The organism is Collinsella sp. LCP19S3_A7, assembly GCF_052121995.1.
Lineage (GTDB): Bacteria > Actinomycetota > Coriobacteriia > Coriobacteriales > Coriobacteriaceae > Collinsella.
Genome location: NZ_JBQKDE010000001.1, coordinates 1 through 19,642 on the forward strand (window position 1 = coordinate 1; position 19,642 = coordinate 19,642).

Below are 19,642 nucleotides of genomic sequence, written 5' to 3' on the forward strand. Positions count from 1 at the left end.
AAGGAAGATGCTCGAGTCCGGCCTCGAGCTTGCGGACAGGGTCGAGGCGGCATAGGATATCAACCGTATTCCAGATTCTGGGACGCCGGGCCGACTCGCTTCGGATCGGGCACTACACCAACTTTCTCGACACTACCCTCCTAGATGTTACAGATTGAGATTTTCGATTTCGTTATCGTGGTTAATCTCGATCTGTAACATCTATTCGAGTATTTGGACCCTAACTGTTACAGATCGAGATGAACCGGCAAAACGATCTGGACAAGCCGGTCAAAAACCACCACGAAGGTGCCTGCTCCTTTTGTGGCGGTTACCAGGGGGTTTTGCCGAATGAGGACTCGATTGCCTCGTGGCGCTTGAGCTCGCGGCGCATGGTTTGCGAATTGAGCCAGGCTGCCTGCCATCCACGGATGGGGTAGCGCGCCTCGTCCAGCTCAAACTGCGTATAGCCGCAGGCGTTGATGATCGTTGCCCCGCATGCGTGCTGGCGTTCGCGTTGAAAGTCGCGAACATAGCATTGGTGCACATGCCCGTGCACCATGTAGTCGGGATTCCATGTCTGGAGCGCTGCGTTAAAGCATTCGAATCCCCGATGCGGCAGATCGTCCAGATCGCCCATGCCGGCGGCGGGCGCATGAGTGAGCAAGATGTCGCAGCCGCCGACCATCCTCACTTTGCGGGACAGCTTGCGCACGCGCTTGGCCATCTCGTGCTCGGTGTACATGTTAGCGCCATCTCGGTAGCGCATGGAGCCGCCAAGCCCCGCAATGCGGACGCCGCGATACACGTACACGGTGTCTTCGACACAGATGCAGCCGCCCGGTGCATGACGCGCGTAGCGGTCATCGTGATTGCCACGCACGTAGATGAGCGGTCTGTTGATGACCGTGACCAAAAACTCAAGATAGTCCGGGTCCAGATCGCCAGCGGACAAAATTAGGTCGACACCCTCAAAGCGTTCCTTGCGAAAGCACTCCCATAGGCATCGTTCTTCGGTATCGGCTATGGCAAGGATTTTCATAGAGCACGGACCTTCGGCTCATCGTCGGGCTGCGGAATGGTGCCCACCACGTTGTCTGCCAGCCAGTCCATCTCGACGATTTGCGTGCTCGGCAGTGGGGGAAAGCCCTCAATCTGCACCACGCCGTCTTGGCTATGGAGCTCGCCGCCAAATGGATTGATGGAGCCCTCGACGATGCCATTGCGGAGGAGCTGAACAAGCTTGCGCGTCTGATAGGGCAGACCCGGAGCGTAGCGAATATCGATAACGCCCGAGCTCATGCCATACCAGTAGTTGACGGCGCGAAGCTGGCTGTCGTCACTGGTCTCATCCCAGGTGCCATGCAGTAGACTTCGCACGATAAGCTCGTAGTATCGGCCCCAGTTCCATACCGGCATGGCAATGCCGGCAACCTTGCCATCGACCAGGCGGTGGAGTCCGTAGGCCGTGGGGTCTTCGAGCGACTTTGACATGTCGGCGCCGGTCATGACGCTCACACCTTCGCGGCACATGGCCTCGGCAAGGCCTCCGGCGGGCACATCGCCCCAGGTCAGGATAATTTGCGCGCGGGGGTCGAGCAGCGAGGCGCCAATCGCAAAGGCATTGATCTCGCTGAGTGCACCCGAGGCGAAGACCGACGCGTGGTAACCGATGCGGTGGTTGTCCGCCATGCTGGCGGCAAGGGCGCCCAGGAGAAACTTGGCTTCGTACATCTTGCCAAAGTACGAACGGACGCTTTGGTGGGGAAGGCCGATGGAGCAGTTAAGGAACCGAACCCGGGGATATTCAACGGCAGCCCTGAGCGTGTATTCCATCAGGCGGTGCGAGGTCGAGAAGATGACGTTAGCTCCATGTTTGACAGCCGTTTCCACGGCGGCGTAGAACACGTCCGGATCGTGACAGTCCTCAAACGCCTCGGTGCGCACGATACCGCCAAAGTGCTCATCGAGATACTGACGCCCTTGGTCGTGCAGGCTGTCCCAGCTCGACGTCGCACAGGTGAATTCATGGATAAAGGCGATGCGCAGGGGGTTGGCCGCCGAATAGACGGTCTTGCCCATAAAGAAGTTGAGCATGCCGGAGGTGGACTTGGCGGGCAACCCCTCCTCATCGACGTTCGGCGCTTCGACAAGATCGACCTTGTCCTCGTCACTTTTCCCGGCAATGACCAGTTCGCGCCAGATCTTGCACAGGCGGTTTACGACGATATCTGTCGGCGTATCCAGCAGGCGGTCCTGGTTGTACACATTGAGGTAGACGAGCATGGCGTCGGCGGGCGTAATGTCCAGGTGGTCGCCGCCCGCGCGAAGGTAGGCGCGCTTAAAGAGTAGGAAGGTGTGGCGCAGGTAATCGACCTTTTTCTGGGGCCATTTTTCGATAAGGTTCTGGCCGAGCATCTTGGCGAGCGTCTCGTAGCTTCCCTCACGCGAGAACTCGATCTCGTATAGGGGGCAGACGCGCCAAAACGCGCAGAACTCGCCGTACAGGCGGCTTTCGACGGAATCCCATTTGCCGGGATAGAGACGGGTGACCTTGGCCGAAACCGTTGGAGCGTCCAGGAATTTGAGGACACTGACGCGTTTGTTGCCCTCCTGGACATAGAACCGATGCATGAACTCGGTGACGATGATGGGGTCGCGATAGCCCTCGGTTACCTGAATGTCGTAGAGGTTGGACCACTTGCGGGCGAACTCGGTGCTAAACGGCAGCAGGGGCATAAAGTTGCATGAAAAGGCGGACTGACGGCCCTTGGTAACCGTGCCGACAACCATTTCGAGCGGAATATCCCGCAGGCCGACATTCTCTCGCTGACCTAGGGGGAGCTGAGCAACCAAACTGTCGAGGTCCGTAAGGTATGGATGCTCGCTTTGGCTAATGGCGCGTCGACGTCCTTGCTCGCCGCGCTTGCGTGCTTGACGGTAGGCCTCTTCCATAGTTTGCTCCCTTAGTCGTTTAAACAACTGTATGAATTATGGTACCACGAATGAAAACCTCCCATTTCCCGATGTCAAAGAAATGGGAGGCAGTTCACTGTCCCCTTTGTGGTGCTTTAGGCGATGATGGGGGCGATGGCGCGGATGCAGGCGTCGGCTGCCGTGAAGGTGGTGCTGTCGTCGCTGACGATAAAGATGATCTTGCCCTTGATGCCAAAGTCGCCGATTTCGCTAAAGAGCACGTAGGGCTCCTGGTCAAAGCCCGAGATGGGCGAGACGGCCGTTTTGGTGGCGCTGGTCAGCTCATCTGCCAGCGCGTCAAGGGAAGCCCATTTAGACGTGTCCTTTACGGCAAGGGGCACGGCCACACGTCCAAAGGGCATCAGATGCACGAGCGTGTCCTTGGAGATGTTGGAGTTGGGCACAATGATGGTCTGCCCGTAGGCATCCTCGATGGTCGTGTGGCGCCAGGTGATGTCCTGGACCACGCCCGACACGCCGCCGACCTCGATATTGTCGCCGGGCTTGATGATGCCCATAAAGGTCACCTGCATGCCGCCGATAAGGTTAGACAGCGTGTCCTGAAAGCCGAGCGAGATGGCAATGCCGCCGACGCCAAGAGCGGCGACGAGCGCGTTTGCGTTAATGCCAAAGCAGTTGTCGAGGATAAAGCTGCCGCCAATCATCCAGATGACGGCGCGCGCAATGTTGATGAAGATACTCGATGCCGGAAGCGGGTTATCGTCGCGGTTGAGCAGGTGACGCAGCGTCTTGGAAACGACTTTGGCGGCGACGGCGGTGCCTATCGCCAAGATGCCGGCCCAGATGATGTTGTGGACCCACCGCTGCTCAAAGAAATGAAGAATCGGCTCAAACAATTCCATGTAGGGAAAACCTCCTCATGATCGTTCAACCATGATACCCACCAAAAAGCCCGTCCGATCACAACGGACGGGCCGATAGCTTGAGATGGGGCGTCCGCGGTGGCGTAAGCTGGGGCGCCGGCGAGTACGCCGGCAAGGAGTGCGGCGGTCAAGCAAGACGAGGAAGAGATCCTCTCATGGCAGTTTCCTTAGTTCTTAACCAGTGGTCCCTGCTGACGCTGGATTATCGACATAATATGCGAAAACCGCCGCAAAGTGTCTGTCCCTTTGCGGCGGTTTTGACGTCTGCGCAGATAAAACCTGCCAAAATAAACCTGTCCCTTTTTGGTAGGTTTAGCTCAGCAGCATGCGGTCGTTGGCGAGCTCGCCGCCCGAGACCTCCTCGAACTTCTGAAGCAAGTCGGCCACGGTGAGCGATTTCTTCTCATCGCCCGCCACGTCGTAGATCACGTGGCCCTCGTGCATCATAATCAGGCGATTGCCCAGACGGATAGCGTCGTTCATGTTATGCGTGACCATGAGCGTGGTCAGGTGGTTCTCGTCGACGATCTCCTCGGTCAGATTGAGCACCTTAGAGGCCGTCTTGGGGTCGAGTGCCGCGGTATGCTCGTCGAGCAGCAGCAGGCGCGGCTTGGTGAGCGTGGCCATGAGCAGGGTGAGTGCCTGGCGCTGGCCGCCCGAGAGCAGGCCGACCTTGGCGTTGAGGCGCGTGTCCAGACCAAGGTCCAGGCGTTTGAGCAGCTTGACGTACTCGTCCTTCTCGGCCTTGGTGACGCCCCACGAAAGGCCGCGACGCTGGCCACGACGCTTGGCGAGTGCCAGGTTCTCGGCAATTTGCATGTCGGCTGCGGTGCCGCGCATGGGGTCCTGGAACACGCGGCCCAGGTACTTGGCACGCTGCGACTCGCTCAGACGCGAGATGTCGGTGCCGTCGAGCTCGATAACGCCCGAATCGAGCGGATACACGCCGGCGATCATGTTGAGCAGCGTGGACTTGCCGGCGCCGTTGCCGCCAATCACGGTTACAAAGTCACCGTCGTTGAGGGTAAGGTCGACGCCGGTAAGAGCGCGCTTTTCGGTGACGGTGCCCTTGTTAAAGGTCTTCTTGACGTGCGAGAGCTTAAGCATCTGCCTCATCCCCCTTCGTGTAGGAGCTGCGGAGCTTATAGCGCTCCCAAACTACGGGCACGCATAGGGCCACGGCGACAATCACGGCGGAGAGCAGCTTCATGTCGTTGGCGTCCATGCCCAGCTGCAGCACGATGGCGCGGATGAGGAAGTACACCACGGAGCCAAAGACGGCGGAGGCAAGACGGACGCTAAACTGCGTGAGACCGCCGGGCAGCAGGCGGCCGAGCACCTCGCCGATAACAATGGCGGCGAGACCGATAACGATGGCGCCGGTGCCCATGCCAATGTCGGCGTACTTCTGGCTCTGGCAGATGAGCGCGCCCGAAAGGCCAATGAGGGCGTTGGAGAGCACGAGGGCGATCATCTTAGTGGAGTTGGTGTTGACGCCCAGGGCACGGATCATGTACTCGTTGTTGCCGGTGGCGCGCAGCGCCGAGCCGATCTCGGTGCCAAAGAACCAATACAGGATGGCGACGATAGCCACGGCGAGCAAGATGCCCAGGATGATGGCAACGGTGGACTGCGGCAGGCCCGTCATATTGCTGACGGCCGAGAACACGGTGCCCTTGGCAAGGATGGGCGTGTTGGATTTGCCCATGATGCGCAGGTTGATGGACCACAGGCTGATCTGGGTGAGGATTCCGGCGAGGATCGCGGGAATCTCAAAGACGGTGGTCAGAATGCCCGTGACCGCGCCCGCAATGGCGCCGGCGCACATGCCGGCCAAAACGGCGAGCAACGGGTCGGCATTGTTGTTGACGATGAGCACGGCGCAGACGCAGCCGCCGAGGGCAAAGCTGCCGTCACAGGTCATATCGGGGATGTCGAGCAGGCGGAACGTGATAAACACGCCAAGCACCATAATGCCCCAGAGGACACCCTGCGAAACGGCGCCCTGCAACGCAATGAGCATGCTTCATACCTCCTAGGATAGGGTGGACACGTGATTTTCCATAATAGCGGTACCAATGCATAAAAGAGCAGCGGACGGACATTTTGTTTTACCAAAAACAAGCAGGGCGAACGCCGGTCTTTAGCGTTCGCCCCAATGACTCAGATATTGAATAACGCAGCTATGGCGCAAGCGCGTGCCTAGCTGCGTTACCGCGCATGGCGCTACTCGTCTAGAGCGGAAAGGTCGATGCCCAGGGCCTCGGCCATCTCGTCGTTCTTGATGACGACCAGATCCTTGCTTGGGAGGTGCTTGATCGGCATATCCTCGGGCTTGGCCTCGCCCTTCAGAATCTTAACGGCCATCTCGCCCGCGGCGTAGCCCAGGTCCTCATAGTTGATGGAAAGGGTGAACAGGCCGCCGGCCATGCACATGCCCTCCTCGCCGGTCACAAAGGGAAGCTTGTTCTCCTTGCAGATCTGACCGACCTGCGAAGCGCCCGCGGCAATGGTGTTGTCAGTGGGGGAGTAGAGCGCGTCGACCTTGCCCACGGCAGACTCGACGACGGACTGGATCTCGTTGGAGCTCGAGACGGTGAAATCGGTGTACTCCAGGCCCAGCTTGTCGAGTTCCTTCTTGGCGGCCTTGATCTGGACGTCGGAGTTGGACTCGGCGGTGCAGTAGAGCAGTCCGACCTTTTTAACGTCGGGCAGGACCTTTTGCATCATCTCGAGCTGCTCGGCGACCGGGGTGAGGTCGGAGGCGCCGGTGACGTTGGTGCCGGGCTTGTCGTTGTCCTGGACCAGGCCGGAGGCGGCGTAGTCGGTGATGGCGCAGCCCACGATGGGGATATCGGCCGTGGCGCCGGCGGCAGCCTGTGCGGCAGGCGTGGCGATGGCGTAGATCAAGTTGACGTTGTCGCCCACAAACTTGTCGGCGATGGACTTACACGTGGACTGGTCGTTCTGGGCGTTCTTCTGGTCGATCTTGACCTTGAGTCCGCTCTTCTTGATGGCCTTGACAAAGCCGTCGTTGGCGGCGTCGAGCGCGGAGTGCTCAGTGAGCTGCAGAACGCCGATGGTGTAGTCGGAACCGGCGGCTGCAGAGCCGGAACCAGAGTTGCCGCCGCATCCGGCGAGCGGGGCCAGTGCGAGCAGGCCGGCGGAGACCAGAAGGCTCCTACGGCTGATGGTGATGTCGTTCATGTCATTACCCCCAGTATAGAAATTGCTGGAAACACTGCACTCAAACAAAGTGCAAGTGGGTCTATAGTAGCGCCGATGCCCATTTTTTCAACATGTCCTGTCGGGTTTTTTAATACTGAACCGGATGGACGGCGGGGGATTTGGCGGGCAACGGCAAGACTTAGGCGGCGGGCGCGGGCCGCTCCCCCTCGTCCAGCGCGGCAAAGAGCTTCTTGCCGTCGAGCAGGCGCGTGCTAACGTTTCTCATGCGGCCGACCTCGACGGTGCGTAGGGTGTCGTCGGAGCCGTGCCCGTCGACGACCGTTCCCAGCAGATACGAGACGCCGTCTCGCTGTTTGATGGCAAAAGGCCGAACGGTCATCCTCGTCACTTCGATCTTGTCATGTGTCGTGACGCTTGAAATGTCAAAGCTCACCGTGGTTCCGTGGTCGATGGCCCGCTCGATGAGCTCGCAGGTATCGATGCGTTTGGCGGGCGGTCGCGTGGTCTTGGCGGGTTTGCCTTCTGCGCTTGGTGCCGGCTCGGACGTATCGAGATAGCCGCGAACGTCGGCGCTTGCCATGGCGACCAGATGGCGCGCTATGCTTTTCCTGGTCGCGATGGGTGTGGAGCGGTTGCGCATGACCATGCCATGGAGTCGAATGATTTCCTCGTCGGAGAGCGGTCGGGTGAGAAGTCGGTAACCCGCGCCGCGCTTGTACTCAATCTCGTATCCGGCATGTCGCAGGGCGGAAATCGCGGTATGGATACTGCGTCGCGCTGCCGAGATGGGCATGCGAGCGGGGTCGTCGGGATGGGCGAGGCGCTCGATCAGCTCATCGGGAGGAAGCGCTTTGTCCTCACCGGTATGCTCGCTTAAGAGTTGCAGGATGCGCACAGCGCGATAGGCTGCCATGGAAGCAGCACCCCTGGTCGTGGCCTCGTAGTTCTCAACAGCGGGTTTGGCCATTGCGTTCACGTCCTTTCCGTTTTTGGGTGATGACGCTACGGAGCCTAGGACACGGGGTTTGCTTAGGGGCACAGGGCACTCTGGGTGGTCGGTAGTCGTCGGCAAGCGGCGGGTCGAGTTTTCAACAGCCCTGATCAGCTGACCAAAAGCTTGACAAAAGCCTGACGGATGCTGTTGAAAAAAGCGCCCCTCGGCTTGCCGAGAGGCGCTGGTGCGACACGCTGTAACGCGCGGGACGGAGCTGTGGCGATTAGAAATCGGCGTTGCCCACGGTGCGGGGGTGCGGAAGGACGTCGCGGATGTTGCCCACGCCCGTCAGGTACATGACCAAGCGCTCGAAGCCCAGGCCATAGCCGGCGTGCTTGCAGGAGCCATAGCGGCGCAGGTCAAGGTAGTACTTGTACTGCTCGGGGGCCATGCCCAGGTCCTTGATGCGGGCCTCGAGCAGATCCAGGCGCTCCTCGCGCTGGGAGCCGCCGATAATCTCGCCGATACCGGGAACCAGGCAGTCGGCGGCGGCGACGGTCTTGCCGTCGTCGTTCATGCGCATGTAGAAGGCCTTGATCTCGGCCGGGTAGTCGGTCACGAAGGTCGGGCGCTTAAAGTGCTCCTCGGTCAGGAAGCGCTCGTGCTCGGTCTGCAGGTCAATGCCCCAGCTGACAGGATAGTCAAACTTGTGACCGGCGGCGACGGCCTGCTCCAGGATCTCGACGGCCTCGGTGTAGGTGACGCGGGCAAAGTCGGAGTTGGCCACGTGGTTCAGGCGCTCGATCAGGCCCTTGTCCACAAACTTGTTGAGCATGTTGAGCTCGTCGGGGCAAGTGGCCATAACGTCCTTAAGAACGTACTTGAGCATGGCCTCGGCGTTATCCATGTAGTCGTTCAGGTCGGCAAAGGCCATCTCGGGCTCGATCATCCAAAACTCGGCGGCGTGGCGCGTGGTGTTGGAGTTTTCGGCGCGGAAGGTGGGGCCAAAGGTGTACACGTCGCCAAAGGCCATGGCAAAGTTCTCGGCATTGAGCTGGCCGGACACGGTAAGGCTTGCGTGCTTGCCAAAGAAGTCCTGGCTCCAGTCGACCTCTCCGGACTCGGTGAGAGGCGGATTTTTGGGGTCGAGCGTGGTCACGCGGAACATCTCGCCGGCGCCCTCGCAGTCACTCGTGGTGATGATGGGGGTGTTGACGTAGACAAAGCCCTGCTCCTGGAAGAAGCAGTGGATGGCGGCAGCCGCGACAGAGCGGATGCGGAACACGGCACGGAACAGGTTGGTGCGCGGGCGCAGGTGCTGCTGGGTACGCAGGAACTCGACGGTTGCGCGCTTCTTCTGCAGCGGGTAGTCCGGGGCGCTCGTGCCCTCTACCTCGATGGAGGTGGCAGAAAGCTCGAAAGGCTGGGGCGCATCGGGGGTCAGCTTGACGGTGCCGGTGCAAATGAGTGCAGCCGAGACGTTTTGGTGGGCGATCTCGTCGTAGTTGCCGAGCGTCTCGCGGTTCATGACGACCTGCAGGTCGCGGAAGCAGCTGCCGTCGTTGAGCGTGACGAAGCCAAAGTTCTTCATGTCGCGGACGGACTTGACCCAACCGGCGACGGTGACGGTCTGACCGCCGAGCGACTCGGCATCGGCATAGAGCTGCGCGATTTTGGTGCGGTTCACGTATCCTCCCATAACGGTTGAATGATAGTTATCCATACAGTTCGATATTCTAGCAGCTCGGCTCATTTGGGCTATACAGATAAGGCATTGACGGGACGGTTTTCAAACGAAAAGCGCCCGCGGCCAGATGGTCGTGGGCGCTTGGCGTGTTGCCTATTGGCTGTACGGCGCAGGACTCGTTACTTGGTCTTAGCCACCAGCAGCGGGTCGCCCAGCTTGACGAGCGGGTTGCCGCCGATAAGCGTTCCAGACTCGCCGACATGGTCGATGCTCTTAAGACGATCGAGCTCGGAGATGATGACGGTCACGATGTCCTCGTGGCCAGCGGCCTTAATGGCATCGCGGTCGAAACTGATGAGCGGCTGGCCTGCCTTGACCACATCGCCCATCTCGACAAAGCGGGCAAAACCCTTGCCGTTCATTTGTACGGTGCCCAGGCCGACATGGATGAACACGCGAAGGCCGTCCTCGGTGATCATGCCAATAGAGTGGTTGGTGACGGTGGTGGCGCCGATGCGGCCGTTAGCGGGCGCATAGATGGTGCCGGTGATGGGCTCGATGCCGTAGCCCTGGCCGAGCATACCCGAGGCGATGGTCTCGTCGGGAACCTCGTTTAGATTGACGAGCACACCGTTAACGGGAGCGTAGATGACGCCTTCGCGGGTGGCGAAGCTTGCTGCGGGCGGTACGGACGCCTCGCCCGACGAGTTGAACGTGGACTTGAGCGAATCGAGCAGACCCATAGATGCCTCCAACGTATCAAGTGCGCATGTGGCGCACGCGTAGTTTTGCCGGAAACGTTTCGTGTGTGTTTACCGGCTCGGTCAGCGTCCCTATTTTACGCTGCTCAACGACGGCCCTGAGCTGGGATTATGTGATATATCAGTTGAAGGGAAACTTATTGCGGATACGTTTCGATGCCGTGCGTCCAAGTGGGGTACGCTTGAAGGCGATACATAACGTGCGCACGAATCGCGCGAAGGGAGCATATATGATTGTCGAGAGCCATGCGCTGTGGGGCGAGGAGCCGACCGAGGAATATCCGGCGACGTTTACCTATATGGGGGCCGAACCGCTGCCCGGCAAGCCCAATGGTCGTCGCCCGGCAGTGATTATCTGCGGCGGAGGCGCGTTTACGCACATCGCCCCGCATGAGCAAGATCCGGTGGCGTTTGCCTTTTTGGATCACGGGTACCAGACCTTTGTTCTCAACTATGTCACGAGTGGCACGGGTGACGTGAGCTTTCCGCACCCCCAGGCAGATCTTGCCAAGATGGTCGCCACGGTTCGTGCGAATGCCGACGAGTGGCATGTCGATCCCAAGCGCGTGTGCGTTGTGGGCTTTTCGGCGGGCGGCATGATTTGCGCCTCGCTGGCAACGCAGTGGAAGACCGGCCCCTTCGCGGCACTTGTCGGGGCGCGTCCGGACGACATTCGTCCCGATGCCGTGGTGCTGGGCTATCCATTGCTCGACTTTGCCTATGTCCGCGACATGCAGACGCGCGATCCGCGCATCGACTTGCGCGTGCCCAAGACAGGTGGCAAGACGGGGCGCGATTTGCTCAACGACTACCTGTCGATGGTGACCGGCGGCGAGGCCACCGAAGAGCACCTGGCCGATATCTGCCCTACCACGCATGTTTCGCGTCAGATGCCGCCGACCTTTGTGTGGGGCGTGTCCGATGACAAGACAGCGCCGATCGCGCAGGTCTATCCGTTTGCTCAGCGCATGGCCGAGGAGGGCGTCGCTTGCGAGATGCACGTCTTTGACCAAGGCGGTCACGGCCTTTCGCTCGGCAATGCCAATACCGCGGTCGACAACGAGGACAAGCAGGTGGCAGTCCGCCCTTGGATTCGCCTAGCCTTCCGCTTCCTGGAGCGCCATCTGTAAGAGTAAGAGGGCCAGCCCCATCCCGTCCCTTATAACTTGCGGTGAAATAGTTCCTGTTTTTGCTGGTTGAAGCCCCAAGCAGGAACTATTCCACCGCAACTTCGTTTTGATGCCCGGACCGGAAACCGCGTCCCAGTTTTGTCCGCAGTCCCAGCTTCAGAGTGGGACGCGGTTTCCTCGAGAGGCCCCATCGGGAAATCGGGGACCGGAATTCGCCTGAGTAGTGGGATGCAGTTTCCGCAGCAGGCTCGTCTGGAAAACCGGGGCCCGGAATCCCCATTGCAACAATCTGTTGATTGAACGTCGCTGTATGTTCGCGCTATCATGCATGGTTAAAATTGGTTAGCCATGGCAAACGGTTAGCAATGGTGAACATAAATGCAACGCCCTGTGGGCGTCGGGGGAGGAACACGGACGTGAAGCTCGATACACTCGAGATTGGAAAGGACGCCGTTGTCGCATCGGTGGCATCGGACGATCAGGCACTCCGACAGCATATTTTGGACATGGGCTTAACGCCGGGCACCGAAGTCACCATGATGAAGTACGCCCCCATGGGCGACCCGCTCGAGATTCGCCTGCGTGGCTACGAGTTGACGCTGCGCAAAGACGATGCTGCTCGCATTGAGCTCGTGGGTATTCACGACACCGATACGAGCCCGCGCGTTAACGCCGCAATCGGCACGACGGAGCACCCGGCGCTCGGTGAGGGGACGTATTCGCCCCGCGCGGCAAAAACGGCCGTGCCCGAGGGCGCGCCGCTGCACTTTGCCCTCGCCGGCAACCAAAATTGCGGCAAGACCACGCTGTTCAACCAGCTGACGGGTTCCAACCAACATGTTGGTAACTTTCCCGGCGTGACGGTCGACCGCAAGGACGGTACTGTCCGTAACCACCCCGAGGCGAGCGTTACCGACCTGCCCGGTATTTATTCGTTGTCGCCGTACACGGGCGAGGAGATTGTCAGCCGTCAATTCATCCTTGACGAGCATCCCGACGCCATCATCGACATCATCGATGCCACCAATATCGAGCGGAACCTCTACCTGACGCTGCAGCTTATGGAGCTCGACTGCCCCATGGTCATCGCGCTCAACATGATGGACGAGGTGACGGCCAACGGCGGCGCCGTGGACGTCAACCTGCTCGAGAGCCTGTTGGGCGTGCCTGTTGTCCCCATTAGCGCTGCCCGCAACGAGGGTATCGGCGAGCTGGTGGATCACGCTCTGCATGTGGCGCGGTTCCGCGAGCGCCCGGGTCGCCTGGACTTCTGCGCGCCCGATGGCCCGGACGGCGGTGCGCTGCATCGCTGCATCCACGGCATTGCCAACCTGATCGAGGACCATGCCGTGACGGCCCGCATTCCGGTACGTTTTGCGGCGACCAAGCTGGTTGAGGGCGACGAGCTGGTGACCGAGGCACTTCACCTGGATCGCAACGAACTTGACGCTATCGAGCACATCATTACCCAGATGGAGGGCGAGGCTGGCACCGACCGCCTGTCTGCGCTGGCCGATATGCGCTTTAGCTTTATCGGCGACGTGTGCGGGCGCTGCGTGGTGAAGCCGCACGAGAGCCGCGAGCACGTGCGCTCCGTTAAGATCGACCGCATCCTGACGGGTCGCTACACGGCCATCCCGGCGTTTCTGGTGATCATGGGCCTCGTCTTTTGGCTGACGTTTGGCGTGATCGGCGCGGCGTTGCAGGGACTTATGGAGGACGGCATCGCTGTCATCATCGCCTCGGCCGATGCGGGTCTCAAGGCGTTCGGAACCAACGACGTGGTGCGCTCGCTGGCTGTCGACGGCGTGCTTACGGGCGTGGGCAGCGTGCTGACCTTCCTGCCGATTATCGTCGTGCTCTTCTTGTTCCTCTCCATTCTGGAAGACTCCGGCTACATGGCGCGCGTGGCCTTTGTCATGGATAAGGTGCTGCGTCGCTTTGGCCTGTCGGGCCGCAGCTTTGTGCCCATGCTCGTTGGTTTTGGCTGCACCGTGCCGGCTATCATGTCGACCCGTACACTCCCATCCGAGCATGATCGCAAGATGACGGTCATGCTCACGCCGTTCATGAGCTGCTCGGCCAAGTTGCCGGTTTACGGCTTGCTGTGCGGAGCATTCTTCCCGCAGGCGACGGTCCCAGCCATGGTCTCGCTCTATCTGATTGGCATTGCGGTCGGTTGCATCGCGGCTTTGGTGCTCAACCGCACGGCATTTAAGGGCGACCCGGTGCCGTTTATCATGGAGCTTCCCAATTACCGCCTGCCGAGCATCAAGACGACGGTGATGCTGGCGTGGGATAAGGCCAAGGACTTTATTACCAAGGCCTTTACCATCATCTTTGCCGCCACCGTGGTCATCTGGTTCCTCCAGACGTTTGACATCCGCTTTAATGTGGTCGCCGATCAGTCGCAGAGTCTACTTGCCGGTCTGGGTAGCATCATCGCGCCGGCGTTGGCGCCGCTTGGCTTTGGCGACTGGCGTGCATCCACGGCGCTCGTCACCGGACTTATCGCCAAGGAGAGCGTCATCTCGACCCTCACCGTGCTTTTGGATGCAACGTCACCCGCGGCGCTGTCGACCATGTTTTCGCCGTTTACCGCCTACGTGTTCTTGGTCTTTACGCTGCTGTACCCGCCCTGCGTGGCGGCAATCGGTGCCGTCAAGAGCGAGTTGGGCGCGCGCTATGCCGTTGCCGTGTTCGCGTTTCAGGTGATGGTCGCCTGGATTGTGGCGTTTGTCGTGCATTCGGCGGGCATATTGCTGGGGTTGGCTTAGCTATTTATTGACGGCGCAACCTCTGTGTATTGAGTTGATTGCGGCCCCGCATCTGTACTGACGGATGCGGGGCCGTTGCTATATAATCGCCCACCGCCCAAGACAATCGGAGAGGTTTCCTACATGACTCAGGCAAGACAAGATGGCATCTCGCTCAAGCAGTGGCTCCCGCTTATCGGGCTCGCCTGCTGCGCGTTCGTGTTCAACACATCGGAGTTCATGCCCATCGGCCTTCTGACTGATATTGCCGTATCGTTCTCGCTCACCGAGGCCCAGGCAGGCATCATGATTTCGGTCTACGCCTGGGGCGTCATGCTGCTGTCGCCGCCGCTTATGGTGTTTGCCTCGCGCTTTGAGTTCAAGCGTATGCTGCTCGGCGTGCTCGCCGTGTTCTCTCTGGGTCAGTTCCTGTCCGCCGTGGCGCCCACCTATCCTATTTTGGTCTGCGCACGCCTGGTGGTCGCTTGCGCACATGCCGTGTTCTGGTCGGTCGCCTCGATTATGGCCTCGCGCCTGGTCGACACCCGTCACGGGGCGCTCGCCATCAGCATGATCGCCACGGGCTCGTCCATCGCGCAGATCTTTGGCCTGCCGATCGGCCGCGCCATCGGGCTGGCTGTGGGCTGGCGCATGACATTCGCTGTGGTCGGGGCCTTTTCTGCCGCCGCGGTGGTGTACCAGGCAGCGGTGTTCCCGGCCATGCCGGCGGGTGAGCGCTTTGCCGTTAAACAGCTGCCCGAGCTGCTCAAGAACCCGTTCCTCATCGCGCTCTACGCGGTCACGGTTTTTATGGCGACCGGCTATTACACAGGCTACAGCTATATCGAGCCCTTCCTGGCGCAGGTCGCGCACGTCGACGCGGGCGCCATTACCATGACGCTGACGGCGTTTGGCTGCTCCGGTCTGGTGGGCAGCTGGCTGTTTGGCCGCCTGTTCGACGGGCATCGCTTCCCGTTTTTGGCTATCACGCTCTCCGGTGTGCCAGCGGCCCTGCTGCTCATAGGTTCGGCCGCATCGTCGCTCGCAGCAGTGCTTGCCGTCTGCGTGCTGTGGGGCTGCTGCGCCACGGCCTTCAATGTGGCGTTCCAGGCCGAGCTCATCAAGTACACGCCCGCGGATTCGTCGGCTGTCGCCATGTCGATCTTCTCGGGCCTGTTTAATCTGGGTATCGGCACGGGCACCGCGATCGGCGGCGCCGTGGTTTCGGGTCCCGGTATCGCCTGGATCGGCTTCGTGGGCGGGGCGATTGCCGTCGTGGGCGTCATCCTCGCCATCACGGTGATGTTCCCGGCCATACGCCGCGCAAAGCCCGTCGCCTAATCACGTTTCCTCATCAGTTGCGGTGGAATAGTTCCTGTTTAAGGCCTCTGAAGGCCCAAGCAGGAGCTATTCCACCGCAACTTATTTTGGGGGAGGGGATACAAGCTGGGCATACAATGTATGTCGTTGTGTTGAGCTTACCGGGAGGTTGCTATGTGGGCATACGAGACGACGTTCTATCAAATCTATCCGCTGGGCTTTTGTGGAGCTCCGCGCGAAAACGCCGCGCCCGTTGCCGAGGATGAGCTTGCCCAGGCTGCCAACGACGCGCCCAACCCCGATGCCCCCATCATGAAAATCGCCCAATGGGCCGACTACCTGCAGGAACTAGGTATTGGCGCTGTGCTCATCAACCCACCGCTCGAGTCCGATAGCCATGGCTACGACACGCGCAGCCTGCGCCACATCGACCGTCGCCTGGGTGGGGATGCCGACTTTGCCGCCGTGTGCGAGACGCTGCATGCCCACGGCATCCGCGTGGTGCTCGACGCCGTCTTCAACCACGTCGGTCGCGGCTTTTGGGCCTTCCGCGATGTGCAGGAGCGCAAGTGGGACTCGCCCTACAAGGACTGGTTCCACATCAGCTTTGACGGCGACTCGTGCTACGGCGACGGCTTTTGGTACGAGGGCTGGGAAGGCCATTTTGAGCTCGTGAAGCTCAACCTGCAAAACCCCGCCGTGGTCGATTACCTGCTCGAGTCCGTGCGCCGTTGGGCCGAGGTCTTTGGCGTCGACGGTCTGCGCCTGGACGTCGCCTATATGCTCGACCGCGACTTTATGCGCCGCCTGCACGCCTTTGTCCGTGAGCTCAAACCCGATTTTGTCCTGATCGGCGAGACGCTCCACGGCGACTACAACCAGATCGTCAACGACGAGATGCTCGACTCCTGCACCAACTACGAGTGTTACAAGGGACTGTACTCCAGCTTTAACTCGATCAACATGTTCGAGATCGCCCACTCGCTGCACCGTCAGTTTGGCGGCGACCCGTGGTGCATCTACCGCGGCAAGCACCTGCTGTCGTTTGTCGACAACCACGACGTGCCACGCCTGGCGAGCATCCTTACCGACAAGTCGTGCCTGCGTCCCGCCTATGGCATGCTCTTTGGCATGCCGGGCATCCCGTGCATCTACTATGGCAGCGAGTGGGGAATTGCTGGCGAAAAGGGTGGCCCCGATGGCGACTGGGCGCTGCGCCCTGCGCTCGATGAGCCTGCACCCAACGAGCTGACGGCGTTCGTCACACAGCTTGCGCACCTGCGCTCGGCCGACGACGCGGCGGCACGCGCCCTCAACTACGGTGCCTATCGCAACGTGGTGATCCAGAACAAGCAGCTGCTGTTCGAGCGCGCCTGCGACGACGCGACGGTGCTCGTGGCGGTCAATGCCGTGAACGAGCCTTATACCTTTGGAGCCGGCGAACTCAACGGCTCCTTCGTCGACCTACTTGCCGACGATGCACCCACGGTCGAGCTGACGGGCTCTCTTGAACTTGCGCCCTACGAGGTGCGCTATCTGTTGAGGGCCTAGGTCATGGCGGCGTCAGACGAGGGCTATCAACATATTGAGCATGGGTTTGAACCCGTGTTCGACCAGCACTCGCGCGTTTTGGTGCTCGGGTCGTTTCCCTCGGTGCTTTCGCGCGCCAATGCCTTTTATTACGGCAACCCTCAGAATCGCTTTTGGCGCGTGATGGCCGCGTGCCTTGGTGTGCCTGTACCACCCAACGAGGGCGACCCTTTGGTGGGCGGCGAGCCCGCGACGCTCGACGCCTCTATTGCCGCCAAGCGATCCATGCTGTTGAACGGTGGTGTGGCCCTGTGGGATGTGGTCGAGAGCTGCGACATTAAGGGGTCGAGCGACGCGAGCATCAAAAACGTTGTGCCGGCATATATCGAACGCATCACTGGAGCTGCGCCCATCGAGCGGGTGGTATGCAACGGAGGTACGGCGGGGCGCCTCTATAAGCGCTATCTACAAGAACGCACCGGGCTGCCCGCTGTCGTATTGCCGTCAACTAGTCCCGCTAACGCGGCCTGGCGCCTGGAGCGGCTTGTCGAGCGCTGGCGCGAGGCAGCTGACTGGACCGCACGGTAATCTAGATCCTTGATTGAGCATGGGCACCGAGGCGTTTGATGATGGCATGCCAGATTGGTGCGGGCACGGCGGGCTTGGCGCGCACCATGCCGTCGGCATCGACACTGCCGGCATCGCCGCCGCCAAGCAGCTGCGCATGCTCTATGGAGCAGCCCATGCGTACGGCGCCTACAAGCTTATCCATCGCTTCGGAAAATGGCCGGCGTAAGAGGCCCATACGCGGGGAGTGGCGAAGCGCCGCAATACCGCTGCCGGCACAGATGACAACGCCACCGCACCACGACAGGTCACGAAGACGACAGGCCCGGCGCAGCCGCACGGCGGTTTCGTGTGCCCGTTCGGCGTCCTCGGACCCAGCAAGAACGACGACATAGACGCGTGTCTCTGTATCCCCGAAGCGATCGAGTATCTGCTCGACAGTGATCATCGCCTCATCATCAAATGCATCATCAACAGCGAACACCATGCCATCGACTACACCGGCATCATCCGCCTCCAAGTCGACCGAACGGGGGAGCGCGGTGTCGGAAAGCTGAGCATAGGCGGCGATGGCATCCTGCAGGTCCCAAAGCAAAAACTCAAGATCGGCGCTCTCGGGAATACTGATATATGCAATGGTTTGCAGCGTTTTTGGTACATCGCCGCGTGCAGTTGTCTCCATGCCGCCTCCTTTCCGGTTGGTTTCCGTTTAGGTTACACCGTCTGGTGGCGCGCGGGCGCGCTATCCTAGTGCAACCCTTGCGAAAGGAACGCCATGCGTCTACCCATGAACACCTCGCTTGCCACGCTTAAGCCCTCCGGTATCCGCCGGATCAACGCACTCGCCGCCCAGCATCCGGGGTGCATCGCGCTCGCGCTTGGCGAGCCCGATTTTCCCACGCCCGATGTGATTAGCGCCGAGGTGACCGCCGCGCTGGGCCGCGGCGACACGCACTATCCGCCCAACAACGGTCGCCCCGCCCTGCGCGAGGCGCTGTCTACCTACATGGGAGACGCGGGCCTTACGTTTTCGGCCGACGAGGTCATCCTGACCGACGGCGCGACCGAGGCCCTGTCGGCAACATTTATGGCCATGCTCAACCCCGGCGACGAGGTTATTATCCCCACGCCGGCCTTTGGTCTGTACGAGAGCATCGTCGTGGCCAACCACGCCAAAGCGGTCTTTTTGGATACGGAGCCCGCGCAATTTCAGATTGACGAGGACGCGCTTCGCGCCTGCGTGACGCCGGCGACTAAGGCCATCGTCATCTGCACGCCCAACAATCCCACGGGCTGTATCCTCGACGCGGCATCGCTCGACGCCGTGGCACACGTGGCAGAGCAAGCGGGCATCTACGTAATCTGCGACGACGTATATAACCGCCTGGTCTATGTGGATGGCTATGAGCGCTTTGCCCAGCGCCACCCGGAGCTACGCGAGCAGACGGTGGTCATCGAGAGCTTCTCCAAGCCATGGGCTATGACCGGCTGGCGCCTGGGTTGGCTCGCAGCTGCAGCCCCCGTCATCGCCGAGATCGCAAAGGCCCACCAATACTTAGTATCGAGCGCCGTCTCCTTTGAGATGGACGCCGCAGCCCGAGCCCTGACCGTCGACCCAACCCCCATGCTCAAAGTCTACCGAGCTCGCCGCGAACGCGTGCTCGCAGCCTTAGACACCATGGGCCTCGACGTAGTGGAACCAGCCGGCGCCTTCTACGCTTTCCCCAGCATCAAACAATTCGGCCTAACAAGCGAAGACTTCTGCATCAAAGCCATCAAAGAAACCAACGTAGCCCTAGTCCCCGGAGATTGCTTCGGAACCGAAGGCCACATCCGCCTCAGCTACTGCGTAAGCGATGAAAATCTGGACGAAGGCCTCCGCCGCCTGTCCACCTTCGTCTCAACCCTATAGCCCACCGGGACCCAAAA

At 60.5% G+C, this 19,642-nt stretch carries 16 protein-coding genes; 6 read left to right on the top strand and 10 right to left on the bottom strand.

Annotated elements, in window-relative coordinates; genetic code table 11:
* Positions 1-310 precede the first annotated feature (310 nt).
* The 9 genes from ACTQV3_RS00005 to ACTQV3_RS00045 form a co-directional block, all read right to left on the bottom strand.
* Entirely contained in the window at positions 311-1,021 is a 711-nt protein-coding gene (locus ACTQV3_RS00005) for a metallophosphoesterase family protein (protein ID WP_441535642.1), read from the bottom strand.
* Positions 1,018-2,934, bottom strand: coding sequence for a BMP family ABC transporter substrate-binding protein (locus ACTQV3_RS00010; protein ID WP_441535643.1), 1,917 nt, complete (start codon positions 2,932-2,934; stop codon positions 1,018-1,020). The genes ACTQV3_RS00005 and ACTQV3_RS00010 overlap by 4 nt, the downstream gene beginning before the upstream one ends.
* Before the next feature lie 116 nt (positions 2,935-3,050).
* The gene (locus ACTQV3_RS00015) at positions 3,051-3,818 is read right to left on the bottom strand and encodes a mechanosensitive ion channel family protein (RefSeq protein ID WP_441535644.1); all 768 of its coding nucleotides are present in this window, start codon (positions 3,816-3,818) and stop codon (positions 3,051-3,053) included.
* Between the two features lie 333 nt (positions 3,819-4,151).
* On the bottom strand, positions 4,152-4,946 hold the full coding sequence (locus tag ACTQV3_RS00020) for an ABC transporter ATP-binding protein (RefSeq protein ID WP_117839998.1): 795 nt from the start codon (positions 4,944-4,946) through the stop codon (positions 4,152-4,154).
* Positions 4,939-5,862: an ABC transporter permease gene (locus ACTQV3_RS00025; RefSeq protein ID WP_427718394.1), complete on the bottom strand. Its 924-nt coding sequence runs from the start codon at positions 5,860-5,862 to the stop codon at positions 4,939-4,941. The genes ACTQV3_RS00020 and ACTQV3_RS00025 overlap by 8 nt, the downstream gene beginning before the upstream one ends.
* 203 nt (positions 5,863-6,065) lie before the next feature.
* Positions 6,066-7,046, bottom strand: coding sequence for an ABC transporter substrate-binding protein (locus tag ACTQV3_RS00030; RefSeq protein ID WP_427747699.1), 981 nt, complete (start codon positions 7,044-7,046; stop codon positions 6,066-6,068).
* A 160-nt stretch (positions 7,047-7,206) separates the two neighbouring features.
* A complete protein-coding gene (locus ACTQV3_RS00035) occupies positions 7,207-7,995 on the bottom strand; it encodes a hypothetical protein (RefSeq protein ID WP_427793561.1) in 789 nt (262 codons plus the stop codon).
* Positions 7,996-8,245: 250 nt separating this feature from the next.
* The gene (gene asnS / locus ACTQV3_RS00040) at positions 8,246-9,649 is read right to left on the bottom strand and encodes an asparagine--tRNA ligase (RefSeq protein WP_441535739.1); all 1,404 of its coding nucleotides are present in this window, start codon (positions 9,647-9,649) and stop codon (positions 8,246-8,248) included.
* A 179-nt stretch (positions 9,650-9,828) separates the two neighbouring features.
* Positions 9,829-10,392 carry a PTS sugar transporter subunit IIA gene (locus ACTQV3_RS00045; RefSeq protein WP_441032162.1) on the bottom strand — a complete coding sequence of 188 codons (564 nt, stop codon included), beginning with the start codon at positions 10,390-10,392 and terminating at the stop codon, positions 9,829-9,831.
* A gap of 248 nt (positions 10,393-10,640) precedes the next feature.
* Between ACTQV3_RS00045 and ACTQV3_RS00050 the strand changes: the two genes are divergently transcribed.
* From ACTQV3_RS00050 to ACTQV3_RS00070, 5 genes are all read left to right on the top strand, one after another.
* Entirely contained in the window at positions 10,641-11,540 is a 900-nt protein-coding gene (locus ACTQV3_RS00050) for an alpha/beta hydrolase (RefSeq protein WP_441067680.1), read from the top strand.
* Between the two features lie 365 nt (positions 11,541-11,905).
* The gene (gene feoB / locus ACTQV3_RS00055) at positions 11,906-14,317 is read left to right on the top strand and encodes a ferrous iron transport protein B (RefSeq protein WP_427748357.1); all 2,412 of its coding nucleotides are present in this window, start codon (positions 11,906-11,908) and stop codon (positions 14,315-14,317) included.
* A 123-nt stretch (positions 14,318-14,440) separates the two neighbouring features.
* Positions 14,441-15,637 (top strand): MFS transporter, encoded by a 1,197-nt coding sequence (locus ACTQV3_RS00060; RefSeq protein ID WP_441535645.1) that lies wholly within the window; start codon positions 14,441-14,443, stop codon positions 15,635-15,637.
* Positions 15,638-15,790: 153 nt separating this feature from the next.
* Entirely contained in the window at positions 15,791-17,167 is a 1,377-nt protein-coding gene (locus ACTQV3_RS00065; protein ID WP_441535646.1) for an alpha-amylase family glycosyl hydrolase, read from the top strand.
* 3 nt (positions 17,168-17,170) lie between these two features.
* Positions 17,171-17,734, top strand: coding sequence for a uracil-DNA glycosylase family protein (locus ACTQV3_RS00070; protein WP_441535647.1), 564 nt, complete (start codon positions 17,171-17,173; stop codon positions 17,732-17,734).
* Position 17,735: 1 nt separating this feature from the next.
* Here ACTQV3_RS00070 and ACTQV3_RS00075 read toward each other — a convergent pair whose 3' ends face one another.
* Positions 17,736-18,395, bottom strand: a complete 660-nt coding sequence (locus tag ACTQV3_RS00075) for a hypothetical protein (protein WP_441535648.1) — start codon at positions 18,393-18,395, stop codon at positions 17,736-17,738.
* 93 nt (positions 18,396-18,488) lie between these two features.
* Between ACTQV3_RS00075 and ACTQV3_RS00080 the strand changes: the two genes are divergently transcribed.
* Positions 18,489-19,625, top strand: coding sequence for a pyridoxal phosphate-dependent aminotransferase (locus tag ACTQV3_RS00080; RefSeq protein ID WP_441535649.1), 1,137 nt, complete (start codon positions 18,489-18,491; stop codon positions 19,623-19,625).
* The last annotated feature ends 17 nt before the right edge of the window (positions 19,626-19,642 follow it).

Coding starts and splice junctions, on each gene's coding strand:
- ACTQV3_RS00030 (WP_427747699.1), bottom strand. CDS start 7,046: ATGAACGACATCACCATCAGCCGTAGGAGCCTTCTGGTCTCCGCCGGC.
- ACTQV3_RS00065 (WP_441535646.1), top strand. CDS start 15,791: ATGTGGGCATACGAGACGACGTTCTATCAAATCTATCCGCTGGGCTTT.
- ACTQV3_RS00015 (WP_441535644.1), bottom strand. CDS start 3,818: ATGGAATTGTTTGAGCCGATTCTTCATTTCTTTGAGCAGCGGTGGGTC.
- ACTQV3_RS00050 (WP_441067680.1), top strand. CDS start 10,641: ATGATTGTCGAGAGCCATGCGCTGTGGGGCGAGGAGCCGACCGAGGAA.
- ACTQV3_RS00010 (WP_441535643.1), bottom strand. CDS start 2,934: ATGGAAGAGGCCTACCGTCAAGCACGCAAGCGCGGCGAGCAAGGACGT.
- ACTQV3_RS00035 (WP_427793561.1), bottom strand. CDS start 7,995: ATGGCCAAACCCGCTGTTGAGAACTACGAGGCCACGACCAGGGGTGCT.
- feoB (WP_427748357.1), top strand. CDS start 11,906: ATGGTGAACATAAATGCAACGCCCTGTGGGCGTCGGGGGAGGAACACG.
- ACTQV3_RS00045 (WP_441032162.1), bottom strand. CDS start 10,392: ATGGGTCTGCTCGATTCGCTCAAGTCCACGTTCAACTCGTCGGGCGAG.
- ACTQV3_RS00020 (WP_117839998.1), bottom strand. CDS start 4,946: ATGCTTAAGCTCTCGCACGTCAAGAAGACCTTTAACAAGGGCACCGTC.
- ACTQV3_RS00080 (WP_441535649.1), top strand. CDS start 18,489: ATGCGTCTACCCATGAACACCTCGCTTGCCACGCTTAAGCCCTCCGGT.
- ACTQV3_RS00025 (WP_427718394.1), bottom strand. CDS start 5,862: ATGCTCATTGCGTTGCAGGGCGCCGTTTCGCAGGGTGTCCTCTGGGGC.
- ACTQV3_RS00070 (WP_441535647.1), top strand. CDS start 17,171: ATGGCGGCGTCAGACGAGGGCTATCAACATATTGAGCATGGGTTTGAA.
- ACTQV3_RS00060 (WP_441535645.1), top strand. CDS start 14,441: ATGACTCAGGCAAGACAAGATGGCATCTCGCTCAAGCAGTGGCTCCCG.
- ACTQV3_RS00075 (WP_441535648.1), bottom strand. CDS start 18,395: ATGGAGACAACTGCACGCGGCGATGTACCAAAAACGCTGCAAACCATT.
- ACTQV3_RS00005 (WP_441535642.1), bottom strand. CDS start 1,021: ATGAAAATCCTTGCCATAGCCGATACCGAAGAACGATGCCTATGGGAG.